Genomic DNA, 14,007 nt, shown 5'->3' on the forward strand with positions numbered 1-14,007 from the left:
TTCGAATTTCAATCACGCGAGTGACTGTTCGATTCATGTCGATTTTCCATTCACCGCATCGGCCATTTCCGCCGCACCGGATAGCGAAATGCATTGCCAGGCGCCACCGCAACCTGAAAGAAAGCACTGCCCGCTTGAGGCCGGACAGTGCTCGCTCGACGAATAAAAAGGCCTGCACGGTGCGCTCGCGCGACACGGCAGGCAAAATTCCGAGGAGTGCCGGGGTGCCGCCTCCTCGAAAGGCCAGTCGATAACTTAATCAGTCGAAATACGTTTTGATCGGCCCGTGTCGGACGGCGCCACGATTGTGGCCGAATCCGCCTTCGCAGCATGGAGACCGGTTTATATCCAGTATTTTTCGCACACGAATAACGTCACTGTCATTCGGGCGAAACATGAATATCCGGAAATTGATTGGAATTCCCCAATGCAATCCCACCGGTTGACGGCATACGGTGAAATGCGATCGCCCGGACTAGGACGGCGCGCCGCTCATCCAGTCGCCGAGATCCGATGCATAGAGCATGTCCGTCGACGCATCGCCGCCTTTTCGTGCGGCCGCCCGATATTCGGTCGGCGAAGTCTGCAAGTGCTGGCGAAACAGTTTCGCCATCCGGTCGCCGCTGCCCAGGCCGGTGCGTCTCGCAACCTTGTCGGCCGGAAGATCGGTTTCGATCAACATGCGACATGCCTTCTCGAGGCGAATTCTCAACACGAACTCGGTGGGCGTGACGCCGATTTCGTTCTTGAAACGCCGCAGGAAATTGCGCTCGCTCATCGCGGCCGCCTGCGCCGCGTCGGCAATCGAAATCCGGTTCTCGCTGTTCACGCGTAAATGATGCGCGGCCATCCGGATCAGCGTGCTGGCGCGCGCGACCCGCGCGCCGAACAGCACGTCGGTCAGCTTGCGGTTCGCGCCGGACACCATGCACATCACGATCTCCTGCGCGATTTCGTAGCCCAGGTCCACACGGACGATCGACAACGCCTCGGAGAACGGTCCGTCGTCCTCGTCGTCGGCTGGCTCGCTGTCTTCGCGTCCGGCCGACGACGCGCCGCCGCCGTCCACCGCCTGCGCGGCGTTCTCCACGTCCTTCTGCGGAAGATGAATCTGCGTCAGCAATTTGCGGCCGCCATGGCTGCCGCGAACGACGCGTGCGCGCTGGTGCGCATGCCTGAGCCAGGCGATCAATTGCTCGTCCAGCGCGTTGATCCCGCCTTGACCGCTCAACACGAACATCGCGTGCACCGTGCTGGCTTCGAGCGTGCGGGCCGCCTCCGTCCAGATGCCGACGCCCGACGACGAGCGAACCGCGCCGCCATGCACGGAATACAGCCGCAATTCGTAACGATCGACGAATGCGCCATCGCCACGTCCGAGTTGATTTGCGAGTTCGAAAACGGCGGCGAGCTTGCCCATCTGCATGATGGAGAAACCCTCGAGCAACAGTACGATTACGCTTGCTCGTTGATGCCCGTCGCCGGCGCTTCTACCACGATTCACGCTTAACCCCGTCGATGAATGATCCGACACTGTTTGCATCTTTTCGGCCCTTTGACAATTTCTTACATTTCTTCTTTTCTGCGCCGCATCATAGCGGGCGACCTTCGCCCGCCGATTTGTCAATGTCTGTTTTCGCCGTGTTGTTGTCGGAATCAATCAAGCCAGTGGTATGGCACCATTTATTGAGGTTCGTCATATCCGACACGAATACATTCAGACAATTCCGTGGGTAATTGACGTGCGTCAACATTCCGGAATTGGAATCGGGATAATGCGAACGGACTATCCCCAATGAATAAGGAGAGCCGGAACAGACGGCGGGGCAGTATCGCGACGACAATGTGCGGACACTGTTCGGATTCGTTTCAATCGTGCATGTTCAGATGCCGCTCGGGTTCGAGTGAAGCCGGCCGGTCGACGGAGCGCGCGGCAACACGCGCGGGCGTATCGCCGGGCCCGGGATCCGGGCCACCACTCCGATCAATCGTTTATTCCGACGGAATGTTTTGCGTCCGAAGCCGGAACCACCGGCTTTAAACGCCAAGCGTGCGGCAGTCGGACGAATTGCGCGAGGTCGGGCCGAAGATCACTGAATGAGTGATCGGTCATGCCGCGTTGGCATCGTACACGCTTCGATTTCTCGCAAACGGCCAATACGGGAATTTCATCGAACGTTAATGAAAATCCGGCCGATGTGTCGTGTCGCGTCGACATTGAAATACCGATGTCATCGTTCGAACCTTCCGATACATCGGCGCGCAAACGTTGTCAGCGAAACGGATTTACCCATGAATAATACATGGGATTACTTAAATTACCTGAAATTACTCGAGACTCGTATGCAAGCCGAATTCATCGTCATTTATCGAACTCGCCGGCACGCATTCGTCGCGGGAGATCGAGTCCGGCATGCGCCGAGCAGATGCGCATCCGGAACGAGTCGTTTTCATGACCGTGGTGTTTCGGTCGAACGGAGAAAGCGGCGTTTGGGCAGTCGCGCGCGGCGCGGCGCCCGATTCACCGCGCACGCATGAAACGGTCGTTTTAATCGAGGGTTTCAATACCGTGACATGTGCGGCTCAACGCGCGATCGAATTCGCGGCACTGCGAAAGACCAGCGGACGCTCATCCCGCCGCTCCGCCCGTCGCGCGAACTGCACGGCCTGCTCGACCTGGCCGTGATGCGCGGACTTCGCGCAGACCGGGTCGGCCTGCGCCGGATCGCCGGTCAGCATGTATGCCTGGCAGCGGCACCCGCCATGATCCGCATGGCGCTCGTCACAGGTGCGGCACGGGTCGCGCATCCAGCCGTCACCGCGAAACGCGTTGAACGCGTCGCTTTCGTACCAGATGTCCTTCAACGACCGGTCGCGCACATTCGGCAGATCGAGGCCGGGCAACCCGCGCGCGGCATGGCACGGCAGCGCGGTGCCGTCCGGTGCGACACCGAGGAACACCGAGCCCCACCCGTTCATGCAGGCCTTCGGCCGCTGCTCGAAGTAGTCGGGCACGACGAACAGGATCTTGCACCGTTCGCCGACGAGCTTGCGGTAGCGGTTGACCGTTTCCTCCGCTTCGCGCAGCTGTTCGACAGTCGGCATCAGCTGGTCCCGATTCAGCATCGCCCAGCCGTAATACTGCGTGTTGGCGAGTTCGAGAAAATCCGCGCCAAGGTCGAGCGCCATCTCGATGATCTGTCCGACGTGCGGCAGGTTGTACCGATGCAGCACGCAATTCAGCACCATCGGATAGCCGTGCGACTTGATCAGCCGCCCGACGCCGCGCTTGAGATCGAAGGTGCGCGTGCTGGTCAGGAAGTCGTTCAGCTCACGCGTCGAATCCTGCAGCGACAGCTGAATATGATCAAGCCCGGCCGCCTTGAGCCGGTCGATGCGTGCGGCATTCAGCCCCACGCCCGACGTGATCAGGTTGGTGTAGAAGCCCAGCGACCGCGCATGCTCGACCAGCATCTCCAGGTCGTCTCGCTGCAGCGGTTCGCCGCCTGAAAAGCCGATTTGCGCGGCGCCAAGCGCGCGCGCGTCGCTGATCACCGTGCGCCATGCGTCGGTATCGAGCTCCGCGCCGTGCGTCGCGAAATCGACCGGGTTGTAGCAGAACGCGCAGTGCAGCGGGCAGCGGTATGTGAGCTCGGCGAGCAGCCACAGCGGCGTGGACGGCCGGTTCGGAGGAGGGGTCATGTCCATGTCAGTCGAGCCAGCCGCGCAGTCGCGCATGATCGAGGAAGCGATAGACGTCCGACGCGAGGTCCGACGTCCTGAACAGCCGCTCGAGTTCGTCGATGATGTCGTCGAGCTCGCGCGTGCCGTCGCAGCGCGCGAGGATCTCGCCCGCGCTCGGGTTGAGCCGGACCATGCCCTCCGGATACAGGAGCACGTACGCATCCTGGGCCGGCTCCCACTGCAGGCGGTACATGCCCCTCAGCGAGGGGCGCAGCGGCACGCCGCTGACGGCGTCGTTGGAGTTCATGCGGGATACGCCTTTTCAATCGCATCGAGAATCGACCACAGCACATCCAGCTTGAACGACAGGATGTCGAGCGCGCGCCGTTGCGCGTCCGGTGTCGTGAAATGGCTCAGCGTCACTGCAAGCCCGTGCTCGACGTCGCGCTGCGCGAGCGGCACGCGGCTGCGGAAATACTGCAGCCCGTCCGCCTCGATCCACGGATAGTGAGACGGCCAGCCCGCGAGCCGGTCGAGGTGGATCTGCGGCGCGAACATCTCGGTCAGCGACGAGCACACGGCCTCCTGCCACGGCGCGTGCCGCGCGAAATTGACGTAGGCATCCACCGCAAACCGCACGCCTGGCAGTACGTGCGCGAGCGACCACAACGCGTCGCGCTCGATGCCGACCGCCTCCCCGAGCCGCGCCCATGCCTCGATCCCGCCTTCCTGGCCGCCGTGGCCGTCGTGGTCGAGAATCCGCTCGACCCACAACCGGCGCGTGTCGCGGTCGGGGCAATTGGACAAGATCGCCGCATCCTTGAGCGGAATGCTGATCTGATAGTAGAAGCGGTTCGCGACCCAGCCGCGAATCTGCGCCGGCGAGCACGCGCCGGCGTTCAGACGCCGGTTGAATGGATGGTGAATGTGATAGCGCGATTCGAGCGCGCGCAGGCGCGCCTCGAACTCCTGCGCACTCCAGGGCGTCGCGTGCAGCGCCGTGGCGGGAATCGGTGCGTTCATGGTCAGACCTCGAATTGCATGCCGTCGTGGGCGACCTCGATGCCTTGCTCGTGCAATTGCGCACGCTGCGCGGAACCGGGGTCGAGAATCGGATTCGTGTTGTTGATGTGCGTGAGGACCTTGCGCGTACGCGCCGGCAACAGCCGAAGCCGCTCGATCATGCCCGGCCGCGCCGCGTCGCCGCACTGCGCCAGATGCCCCATGTCGGCCGCATGCTTCGACGACAGGCCGAAATCGATCATCTCCGTGCCGGTCCAGAACGTGCCGTCCACCAGCACGAGGTCGGCGTCGCGCATCGCGGCGCGCACGCCGTCGTCGACATCGGCGAGCCCAGGCGCATAGAACGCCCGCCGGCCACTCGTCGTGTCGTCTATCAGGAGTGCGATGTTGTCGCCCGGCACACTCGCCTCCCGGCGCGGCGAATAAGGCGGCGGCTTGCTGTCGACCGGCACGGCGGTAAAGCGGATGCCGCCGGCGCCCGGTATCGCGAACGGTTCGCCCGGCGCGATCGGGTGAACGTCGACGCCGCAGTAGTGGCCGAGCAGCGGCACGAGCGGCAGCCCGGTCGACAGATCGTCGAGCACCGGCGCGCTCGCATACAGCGGCAGCGGCGACGTGCGCTCGCGCAGCATCAACAGGCCCGTCACGTGGTCGATCTGCGCGTCGCACAGCACGACGGCAACGATCGCGCTGTCGCGGATCGCGCGAGCCGGCTGCAGATCGGGGGCGGCGCGCAGTTGCGCGAGGATGTCCGGCGACGCGTTCACCAGCACCCAGTCGACGCCGTCGCCGCTGACCGCGATCGACGATTGCGTGCGCGGCACGATCCCGTCGGTGCCGGCTCGCGCGCGACGGCAGTTGCCGCAGTTGCAGTTCCATTGCGGCAACCCGCCGCCGGCGCCCGAGCCGAGTATCTTGATCTTCATCTGCGTGTGCTCCCGGTGCCGCCCGCATCGTGTCCGTCGATGCGGGCGGCACTGCGCGCGTCGATCAGCGGTTGGCGATGTACATCGTGATTTCGAAACCGAAACGCAGGTCGGTATAAGCCGGGGTGGTCCATTGCATGATGTGTCTCCTTGTTGAGTGGGTAGTCGAAAAAACCGCATCGATCGAGCGGCCGATATTCATTCAGCAAGGAGCGTGCCGGCGCGGGACTTGCGGCGCACGCAGGCGTGCGAAGGCATGCGGCAGCCGCCGGATGGTCACGGCACCGCCATTCTTACAGTTAGCAAACGATAAGATTTCAGAAACCGTCGGGCGACGGTTCACGTCGTGCACGGCCGATCGAGCAAGTGTTGAATCCTTGAACACCGGGTGTTGCAACCTGACACACCGGTGTGACAGTCGCGGCTTGCGTCAGCGTTCGTCCGGCTCCAGTGCGTCCGGTCCGGCGGCCGGCATCTTGCGGTAGATCGTGTTGCGCGACACGCCGAGCGCGCGCGCCGCGGCCGACACGTTGCCGCCATGACGTGCGAGCGCGGCCGCGATCGCGGACGCGGCCACGTCCTGCAGCCGCGCGTCACCGGCCGGGAACACGGGCATCTCCGATGCGAGCGGCGGCGTACAAACCGCCTGCGCCGTCGGGCCGCCGTCGCGCCGCACATCGTCGAAAAAATCGTCCGGCAAATGTTCGCAGCGGATCTCGCAGTCGTCGTCGACCATCGCGGCCGCCGTGCGCAGCAGGTTCGCGAGCTGCCGGAAGTTGCCGGGCCACGCGCAGCGCTCGAACAGCGCCATCACGTCGGGCGCGACGCTCAGCGGCCGGCGCCCGGGCCCCGAGAGCGTCTCCCGCTGCAGCATCTTCTGAACGACCACCGCGAGGTCCGTGCGGTCGCGCAGCGGCGGCAGGCGTACGACGAGGCCGTTGAGCCGGTAGTACAGGTCCTCGCGAAAGCGGTTCTGCGCGATCATGTCGCGCAGATCGCGGTGCGTCGCACAGATGATCGCGATGTCGACGCCGATCGCCTTCGTCGAGCCGAGCGGGTTGACGATGCGCTCCTGAAGCACGCGCAGCAGCCGCACCTGTAGCGGATACGGCATGTCGCCGATTTCGTCGAGAAACAGCGTGCCGCCGTTGGCCTGCAGCAGCTTGCCGGTCGCGCCCTTGCGGCGCGCGCCGGTAAACGCGCCCTCCTCATAGCCGAACAGCTCGGATTCGATCAGCGTCTCCGGAATCGACGCGCAGTTGACCGCGACGAACGGCCCGTCGCGGCGTGGCGAGTCGTTGTGAATCGCCTGCGCGAGCAGTTCCTTGCCGGTTCCGGTCTCGCCGGTGATCAGCACCGGAATGTCCTTGCCGATCACCTTGCGGACCTTCGCGATCACCGCCGCCACCTGCGGATCGCCGGTGTCGAGATAGCTGAGCCGCGACAGGCTCGCCGTGCCCTGCGCCGCGGGCGGTCGCGCGGCAGGCGCGGCGCCGTCGTGCACTTCGGCGGGCCGGCTGCCCTCGGCGCGCAACGCGCGCCGGAATTGCACGCGCGCGCAGACGACCGCGCCGTTGCCGAGGTTCAGCGACACGTGCGGCTCGGTGCTCGCGCGCATCCGGTCGATCAGCTGCGCGCTCGTCACGTCGAACAGCGACGCGAGCGTATGCGCGCGCAATGCGGCGAGCGGCATCCCGAGCTGGAATTGCGCGCTGCGATTGGCCGACAGGAAGCGGCCGTCGGCCGTGAACGCGACGATCCCTTCCATCAACGTGCCGAGGAATTCCGGGCGGCCGTGAAACGACACCTGCAGCGTCTCCTGGAACGTCGTCGTGAACAGGTGGTTCTCGATCATCTGCACCGACATCTTCGCGAGCGCCATCGTGTGCTGGTGATAGCTGCGATGGTCGCCCGTCACGTCGAGCACGCCGATCGCGTCGCCGTACGGGTCGAGGATCGGCACGCTCGAGCACGTCAGGAAATGGTTCGCGGCCAGGAAGTGCTGGTCGCCGTGCACGACCATCGGGCACAGCTCCGCGAGCGCGGTGCCGATCGCGTTGGTGCCCTGCCGGTTCTCCGCCCAGTTCGCGCCGGGGCGCAGCGCGACCCGTTCCGCGCGCCGCAGGAAGTCGTCGTCGCCGATCGAATGCAGGATCAGCCCTTCCGCATCCGTCAGCACGATCATGCTCTGCGTATTGACGATCTGTTCGTGCAGCGTCTCCATCACCGGCATCGCATGCACGCACAGCACGCGGTTCTGCTCACGCTTGAGCGCAAGCGCGGCGCCGGACAGCAGGTCGTAGTCGGGACGTGCCGACGCCTGCAGGCCGAACGTCTCGGACCGCTCATGGGACTTCTGGATCGTCGGCGTCGGCCAGCCGGGCGCATGCGTGGCCCGTGCGTTGGCCGTCGGATGAACGTCATCGCGCATTGTCTCCTCCGGGGATCCTTCCGGTCGGTGCCGGACTTTGTTCTGGATCAAGCAAACTTCGGGCCACAGTGTCGGCAGTGCTTGCGTCGGACGCCAAACATCGTCACGCGGCGCAAACTGAAATCGAAATGAAAGCTACGCCAATCGCATGCCGTGCAGGCGGCGTGACGCGCCAGGGACGTAATATCGCGATTCCGCAAGCCGCCGCTACCCGGTCGATCCCGATCGTGTTCGCTGGCGCGATTCTGGCTTTGATGCAGGTCAAGCCCCGGCCGGTTCCCGGGTTCCACCTGATCCGCCGCTACGGCGTTGACCCGTCACTCTCTTTCCGACACGACATGACGCAGCGACCGCTCCACTCCGCTTCCACGTCCCGCCCCGCGTTGTCCCGCGACGCCTGCCGGATCGCATGGACCGACTCCGGCAACCCGCACGGCGACCCGGTCGTCGTGCTGCACGGCGGGCCCGGCAGCGGGAGCCGGCCAGCGGTGCTCGGCCTGTTCGACCTGACGCGCATGCGCATCGTGCTGGTCGACCAGCGCGGCGCCGGCGCATCGACACCGCGCGGCGGCCTGCGTCACAACAACACGATGCGTCTGGTCGGCGACCTGGACGCGTTACGCGTGCGGCTCGGCATCGCGCGCTGGTGCGTCGTCGGCGGATCGTGGGGTGCGGCGCTCGCGCTCGCCTATGCGGGACGACATCCGTCGCGCGTGACGGGCGTCGTGCTGCGCGGGCTGTTCCTGACTTCGTCGCGCGAAGTGCGCGGCCTGTTCGTCGGCGCGCGCGCACGAGCGCCGCGGGCCTGGCAGCGGCTGACGGCCGCCGCCGGCACCGCGCGCGCCGATCGCCTGATCGCCTGCTGCGCGCGGCGTCTCCAGCCGGGCGCCGGTGCGGCGCGGCAACGCGCGGTCGCGCTCGCATGGAGCGCGTATGAGGATGCGATCCTGACGGGGCGGCCGGCGCGCGCCGCGCGACCGACGCAACCCGTCGTCGACCGGCTGATCGACAAATACCGGATCCAGGCGCACTACCTGCAACGCAACTGCTGGCTCGGCGAGCGCCGGTTGCTGGCGCTTGCGCGGCAGCTCGCGCAAGCCGGCGTGCCGTTGCATGCCGTGCACGGCACGCGCGACCGCGTGTGCCCGGTCGGCAACGTCGACCGGCTCGGGCGCGCAGTCCCGGCGGCAAGCGTCGAACGCGTGCCGGCCGGGCACCTCGCCAGCGACGATGCGCTCGCACGTGGCATCGCTCGCGCGGTGCGCGCGATGCTCCCCGTCACGGCGGGAGACGCACCGCGACACATCGAGCCGCCCGTTCAGTCCCACGCATAGCGGGCGCCGACCCACGCACCGCGCGGCGCGCCCGGCCCGACGAACTGCTCGTTGACGGGGTTGAGCCCGTCGAACGAATGATTCGGACCGTTGAAGAAGTTCCGGCCGAGCATCCCGAAGCTCGCGTAGCGCTTGTCGAGCAGGTTGGTAACCGACGCGAACAATTGCAGGCGCCTCGTCACCTGCCAGGTCGTGTCGAGGTCGATCAGCACATAGCCGGGCACCTTGCCGTTCATGGCCTGGTTGTTCTCGTCGCCGCGCGCGAACACGCCGCTGCGATACGTGATGTTGGCGCCGACGTTCCACGTCCGCGTCGCCGCATAGTCGAGCCGCAGCTTCACGGTGCTCGACGGAATCCCGGGAATGCGATCGCCGGAGCGGACGGCAATGTTGCCGTGCGCATCCGCGCTCGAATTGCTCGCGCTGCTTTCGGTCCACGTCGAGCGGTAGGTCGCGTCAACATAGCTGTAGCTGACGCCGATCCCGACCGGGCCCAACCGCGTATGGCCCGCGAGTTCGAAGCCTTGCCGGCGCGTCCTGCCGACGTTCTGGAAATAGCCGAGCGTGCTCGCGCCGCCGTTGCTGCTGATGAACTGAATGTCGTCGTCGAGCGTCGTGCTGTAGACGGCCGCGCTCCACGTCGTCGCCGGATCGGCCCGGCCGCGCGCGCCGAGCTCGATCGTCTTCGCGATCACCGGCTTCAGCGCCGGGTCGGCAAGAAAGTCGTTGGGCAGCGAACACGGCGCCGCTGGATCGGCGCATGCGAGCTCGATTGCGGTTGGAGATCGCATTCCTTCGTTGTACGTTGCATACGCGGTGAAGCCGGGCACCGGGTTCCACGTGATGCCGACGGCCGGATTGAACCGCGAGAACGTATGACGCGCGGTGAGCAACGGCTGCAGCCCGCTCGCGTCCTCGATCGCCGCCCGCGACCAGTTGTAGCGCCCGGCCAGCGTCAGCGACCATTGCCGCGTCAGCGCCAGCGTGTCGTCGAAGTAGACGCCGTAGTTGCCGTTGCGCGTCTTCGCGCGCGTCTTCCGAGTGAAGTCGCCGATGCCGACCGTCGCGCGCGTATCCGTGAAGATCGCATCCTGCGACGACTGCTCGAAGCCAGAGTTCGCGAGATCGGCGGACGCGCCCACGACGAACTGGTTGTCCAGGCCCGCGAGCTTGCCGAGCAGCGTCAGTTGCAGGTTCGCGCCGTAGCTGTCGGTCGTGATCACCGAACGGTCGTTGGTCGCCTGCACGGTGTCGGTGGCGCCGCTGCCGTCCACGCTGCCGAAATCGTCGTTCACGTTGCTGCTGGTGTTGGTGTTGCGGTAATGCCGGTAATAGACGTTGCCGCTGAGCTGCACGTGATCGCCGAACGAATGGTCGCCCGACACGGTGACATACGCGGCGCTGTTGCGATTCAGGTCGGGATAGGTATAGGCCTGCGCGCGATTGTCGAGAAATGACCGCGGAATCGTCTGCGAGCCTTGCAGCGCATTGTCGGCGCCCCCGGCCGAGATCGACAGCGTCGTATCGGCGTCGTTGTAGCGCAGCTTGCCGAATCCCTGCCGCACGCGGCTCGCATTGTGATCGGCCCAGCCGTTGTCGTTCGCGACGTTGCCCGTCACGTAGTAGTCGAGGTTGCCGCCGATGCGCCCGCCCTGCTCGAGCTGCACGGTCTTGCGCCCCCAAGAGCCGATCGACACCTGTGCGGCGCCGCCCGGGCTCGTCCTGCCGTTCTTCGTCGTGATCGCGAGCGCGCCGCCGAGCGTGTTGAGCCCGTAGGTCGGATTCGAGCCGGGGATCAACTGCATCGTGTCGATCGCCGCCTGAGGGATGAGATCCCAGTTCACGACGTCGCCGAACGGCTCGTTCACGCGCACGCCATCGACGAATACCGACAGCCCCTGCGGCGTGCCGACGACCGGCGATGCGGTGAAGCCGCGGTAGTTCACGTCCGTCTGGTACGGGTTGCCCTGCGCCTCGTTGATATCGACGCTCGACACGTTCTTCTCGAAGTACTCGGTCAGTACGCTGCCGTGCTGACGCGCGACGTCCTCGCCGCGAATCGTCTGGACGTTGGCCGGCACGCGCGACAGCGGGGTGCCGATCCCGAGCAGCGGCGTCGTGCCGACGACGACGATCGGTGCGAGCGTCGGTGCGTCGACGTAGCCTGCCGGTTCGGCCTGCGCCCATGCCGGCGTCAGCGAGCCGAGCATGCCGCCAAAGCACAACGTGACGCCCGCGCGCCGGGCAACGAAGCGGCGCTTCGCCCCATCCGTCTCCTTCATCTCCACGTCTCCTCTTTTCTTGTCGTAGCGTCGTTATATCGTCGTCCATACCGATACATCGGCGACCGTTTCAGCTTGCGTCGATCGCCTTATCGCGCCGTACCGGCATCGCCGTCTGCCGTCGCGATTGCGACGTGCGCGACATGCGCGCGTCCGATCGACGCGATCACGCCGGCCACGGTGCCGAACGACTCGTTGCGGTCAGCGTGCAGGCTGACGCTCGTCTGCGGGTCGCGCGCGACGCGGCGCGCCAGCACGGCCTCGACCTCGGCCGGCATGGCCGGCGCGCCATCGATACGGATCGCGCCGTGCGCGTCGACGGTCACGGCGACGGTCGATGCACGCGAGTCGCGCGCCTGGGCGGCTACCTTCGGCAAGTCGATACGGATCGCATGCGTCATCAGCGGCGCGGCGACCATGAAGATCACCAGCAACACGAGGACGACGTCGACGAGCGGCGTCACGTTGATCTCGCCGAGCGGCTCGCCCACGTCGGCTTCGTGTTCATCCGTATTCATACGGCCGCCTGACGCACGGCGCCTGGGGTGCTCGCAGACGAAAGCGCGGCATGCAGCGGCGGGTCGATCGTGAACCGCCGCTGCTCGGCCAGCGCGATCAGGTCCTGGCCGAACTCGTCGAGCCCGGCCGTCACCATCTTTTGCCGGCGCAGGAACAGGTTGTAAGCCAGCACGGCCGGAATCGCGACGCCGATGCCGATCCCGGTCGCGACCAGCGCCTGGCCGATTGGCCCCGCGATCGCTTCGATGCCGTTCGCGGCCGACGCCGTCATCGACTGCAACGTGTGGACAATGCCGAACACGGTGCCAAACAGCCCGACGAACGGTGCGACGTTCGCGATCGACGCGAGCACGGCAAGCCCGCGCTCGAGCGAGCGCTGCGTGCGCCGGATCTCGCGCGCGAGCGTGCGTTCGAGCAAATCGCGGCGATCCCACGTGATCAGCGTGGCCGGTACGTCCGGCGCGACCGCGTCGAGATCGCGCAATGCAACGCACACCGCGCGCTGCAGGCGCGCGTTCAGGCTGCCGGCCACATCGTCGTCCGCCGGCATCGACAGCCCCGCATGATCGCCGCGTCGCGCGGCAAAGCGGCGGTTGCCTAGCGCGACGCGCGCATACAACAGCGTCTTGAAGACGATCAGCGTCCAGGTGAGCGCCGACAGCATCGCGAGGAGCGCAAACGTGCCGATGACCGCGTAATGGATGTAATCTGACATGACGGATTCCTTAGTTTCCGATTTTGAACACGACAGGCACCCTGACCCAGCCATCGATCGCTTCCGTGCCGCGCTTCGCCGGCACGAAGCGCCAGTCCGTGACCGCAGCGACGGCCGCATCGTCGAGCGCGTCGTGTCCGCTGCTCGCCGACAACAGCACCTGGTCGGGCCGGCCGTTCGCGAGCACATGCACGTTCAGGAGCGTGGTGCCTTCCCAGCCGCGCCGCTGCGCGACGTCCGGGTAATCGGGCGCGGGGTTGCGCAGGTAGGTCGCCGCGAAGCGCGGCGCGGACACGGGTTCGGGTGCCGCCGAGGACTGCGCAACCTGCGTCGCACGCGCGGACACCGTCGCGGTATCCGCCGCTGCATTTGCAGCGGCAGGCTGAGCCGGTTCCCGCTCCGGCACGGTTCGCCGACGTTCACCGTCCGGCTGCGCCGTGGCAATTGCGCCAGCGGGCTTGCGCGAAGGACCTGCATGATCGACCTGACGCATTGCGACCGCCCTTGGCTGAGCCTCTCGATGCACGGCTGCTTCTCGGCTCGAATGCGAAGGCATATGCTCGGGAGGAACCTGTTTCGCGACATCCCGCCAACGATGCACGCCGGGTTCCGCCACTCGCCCGAATTCGCTTGCGTCTACCTCGACGGCCAGCGCGCGAGGCAGCGGCGGGCCTCCATCGAGTCCCCACGCATGCCACAAGGCGACCACGATGGCCGCATGGACGGCAAATACCGTCAGCGCGACGGCTCCCAGCGGCTCGCGTGCGCGCGCGGCCTGCCGCATCTCGATCGTCGCCGCGCACGCGCCGCCCGGCGCGATGCCGTATGCGAGCGCGACTACGCGGCGGCGCGCACACTTGCGAGCGGCATCGGATGAAATCTGGGCATGCATGGCGGTCTCTCGCTGCGCGGAATCGTTCCGTCGAACGGCAAGAAGCATGCCGATACGTGTAACGCCCGGCCGGCCGCCGATCGAAGCCGCCACGCATCGATACGCGACCGCGCACCTGTTTCACTTCGCGCCACCCATGTTGCGCCTGTGTCAATTTGGATCAGCGACGCAACGCCTTCGCTCGCGCACCGCACTGTCATC

Annotated in this window: 13 protein-coding genes; 2 read left to right on the forward strand and 11 right to left on the reverse strand. The window is 66.1% G+C overall.

Going from position 1 to position 14,007, the window contains the following annotated elements; translation table 11 throughout:
* Positions 1–475: 475 nt before the first annotated feature.
* From WI26_RS29465 to WI26_RS29490, 7 genes are all read right to left on the reverse strand, one after another.
* Positions 476–1,543: a helix-turn-helix domain-containing protein gene (locus tag WI26_RS29465; protein WP_236849369.1), complete on the reverse strand. Its 1,068-nt coding sequence runs from the start codon at positions 1,541–1,543 to the stop codon at positions 476–478.
* 1,040 nt (positions 1,544–2,583) lie between these two features.
* On the reverse strand, positions 2,584–3,702 hold the full coding sequence (gene pqqE, locus WI26_RS29470) for a pyrroloquinoline quinone biosynthesis protein PqqE (protein WP_059510669.1): 1,119 nt from the start codon (positions 3,700–3,702) through the stop codon (positions 2,584–2,586).
* A 7-nt stretch (positions 3,703–3,709) separates the two neighbouring features.
* The gene (pqqD, locus tag WI26_RS29475; protein WP_069228178.1) at positions 3,710–3,991 is read right to left on the reverse strand and encodes a pyrroloquinoline quinone biosynthesis peptide chaperone PqqD; all 282 of its coding nucleotides are present in this window, start codon (positions 3,989–3,991) and stop codon (positions 3,710–3,712) included.
* A complete protein-coding gene (pqqC, locus tag WI26_RS29480) occupies positions 3,988–4,707 on the reverse strand; it encodes a pyrroloquinoline-quinone synthase PqqC (RefSeq protein ID WP_069228179.1) in 720 nt (239 codons plus the stop codon). The genes pqqD and pqqC overlap by 4 nt, the downstream gene beginning before the upstream one ends.
* Before the next feature lie 2 nt (positions 4,708–4,709).
* Positions 4,710–5,633, reverse strand: coding sequence for a pyrroloquinoline quinone biosynthesis protein PqqB (pqqB, locus tag WI26_RS29485; protein ID WP_069228180.1), 924 nt, complete (start codon positions 5,631–5,633; stop codon positions 4,710–4,712).
* A 64-nt stretch (positions 5,634–5,697) separates the two neighbouring features.
* Positions 5,698–5,772, reverse strand: a complete 75-nt coding sequence (gene pqqA, locus WI26_RS31990; protein WP_006410019.1) for a pyrroloquinoline quinone precursor peptide PqqA — start codon at positions 5,770–5,772, stop codon at positions 5,698–5,700.
* Between the two features lie 291 nt (positions 5,773–6,063).
* Entirely contained in the window at positions 6,064–8,064 is a 2,001-nt protein-coding gene (locus tag WI26_RS29490; RefSeq protein WP_069228181.1) for a sigma-54-dependent Fis family transcriptional regulator, read from the reverse strand.
* Between the two features lie 338 nt (positions 8,065–8,402).
* On the opposite strand from WI26_RS29490, the gene WI26_RS29495 reads away from it, so the two are divergent.
* Positions 8,403–9,398: an alpha/beta fold hydrolase gene (locus tag WI26_RS29495; RefSeq protein ID WP_069228182.1), complete on the forward strand. Its 996-nt coding sequence runs from the start codon at positions 8,403–8,405 to the stop codon at positions 9,396–9,398.
* On the opposite strand, the gene WI26_RS29500 is transcribed toward WI26_RS29495, so the two are convergent.
* The 4 genes from WI26_RS29500 to WI26_RS33215 form a co-directional block, all read right to left on the reverse strand.
* Positions 9,383–11,680, reverse strand: a complete 2,298-nt coding sequence (locus WI26_RS29500; protein ID WP_069228183.1) for a TonB-dependent receptor — start codon at positions 11,678–11,680, stop codon at positions 9,383–9,385. The two genes, WI26_RS29495 and WI26_RS29500, sit on opposite strands and share 16 nt — an antisense overlap.
* Before the next feature lie 89 nt (positions 11,681–11,769).
* Complete coding sequence (locus WI26_RS29505; protein WP_069228184.1) at positions 11,770–12,198, reverse strand: ExbD/TolR family protein; 429 nt, start codon at positions 12,196–12,198, stop codon at positions 11,770–11,772.
* The gene (locus WI26_RS29510; RefSeq protein ID WP_167359279.1) at positions 12,195–12,914 is read right to left on the reverse strand and encodes a MotA/TolQ/ExbB proton channel family protein; all 720 of its coding nucleotides are present in this window, start codon (positions 12,912–12,914) and stop codon (positions 12,195–12,197) included. Before WI26_RS29510 ends, WI26_RS29505 begins: the two co-directional genes overlap by 4 nt.
* 10 nt (positions 12,915–12,924) lie before the next feature.
* Complete coding sequence (locus WI26_RS33215; protein ID WP_236849370.1) at positions 12,925–13,260, reverse strand: energy transducer TonB; 336 nt, start codon at positions 13,258–13,260, stop codon at positions 12,925–12,927.
* Between the two features lie 129 nt (positions 13,261–13,389).
* Between WI26_RS33215 and WI26_RS33220 the strand changes: the two genes are divergently transcribed.
* Entirely contained in the window at positions 13,390–13,791 is a 402-nt protein-coding gene (locus WI26_RS33220; protein WP_236849371.1) for a hypothetical protein, read from the forward strand.
* Positions 13,792–14,007: the final 216 nt, after the last annotated feature.

The sequence above is a fragment of the Burkholderia diffusa genome (assembly GCF_001718315.1).
In the GTDB taxonomy this organism is placed as follows: Bacteria; Pseudomonadota; Gammaproteobacteria; order Burkholderiales; family Burkholderiaceae; genus Burkholderia; species Burkholderia diffusa_B.

Bases quoted from the DNA above. Each gene is read 5' to 3' on its own strand.
- WI26_RS29465 (WP_236849369.1), bottom strand. From the start codon at position 1,543: ATGCAAACAGTGTCGGATCATTCATCGACGGGGTTAAGCGTGAATCGT.
- pqqD (WP_069228178.1), bottom strand. From the start codon at position 3,991: ATGAACTCCAACGACGCCGTCAGCGGCGTGCCGCTGCGCCCCTCGCTG.
- WI26_RS29495 (WP_069228182.1), top strand. From the start codon at position 8,403: ATGACGCAGCGACCGCTCCACTCCGCTTCCACGTCCCGCCCCGCGTTG.
- WI26_RS33220 (WP_236849371.1), top strand. From the start codon at position 13,390: ATGATCGACCTGACGCATTGCGACCGCCCTTGGCTGAGCCTCTCGATG.
- WI26_RS29510 (WP_167359279.1), bottom strand. From the start codon at position 12,914: ATGTCAGATTACATCCATTACGCGGTCATCGGCACGTTTGCGCTCCTC.
- pqqC (WP_069228179.1), bottom strand. From the start codon at position 4,707: ATGAACGCACCGATTCCCGCCACGGCGCTGCACGCGACGCCCTGGAGT.
- pqqB (WP_069228180.1), bottom strand. From the start codon at position 5,633: ATGAAGATCAAGATACTCGGCTCGGGCGCCGGCGGCGGGTTGCCGCAA.
- WI26_RS29490 (WP_069228181.1), bottom strand. From the start codon at position 8,064: ATGCGCGATGACGTTCATCCGACGGCCAACGCACGGGCCACGCATGCG.
- WI26_RS29500 (WP_069228183.1), bottom strand. From the start codon at position 11,680: ATGAAGGAGACGGATGGGGCGAAGCGCCGCTTCGTTGCCCGGCGCGCG.
- WI26_RS29505 (WP_069228184.1), bottom strand. From the start codon at position 12,198: ATGAATACGGATGAACACGAAGCCGACGTGGGCGAGCCGCTCGGCGAG.
- pqqE (WP_059510669.1), bottom strand. From the start codon at position 3,702: ATGACCCCTCCTCCGAACCGGCCGTCCACGCCGCTGTGGCTGCTCGCC.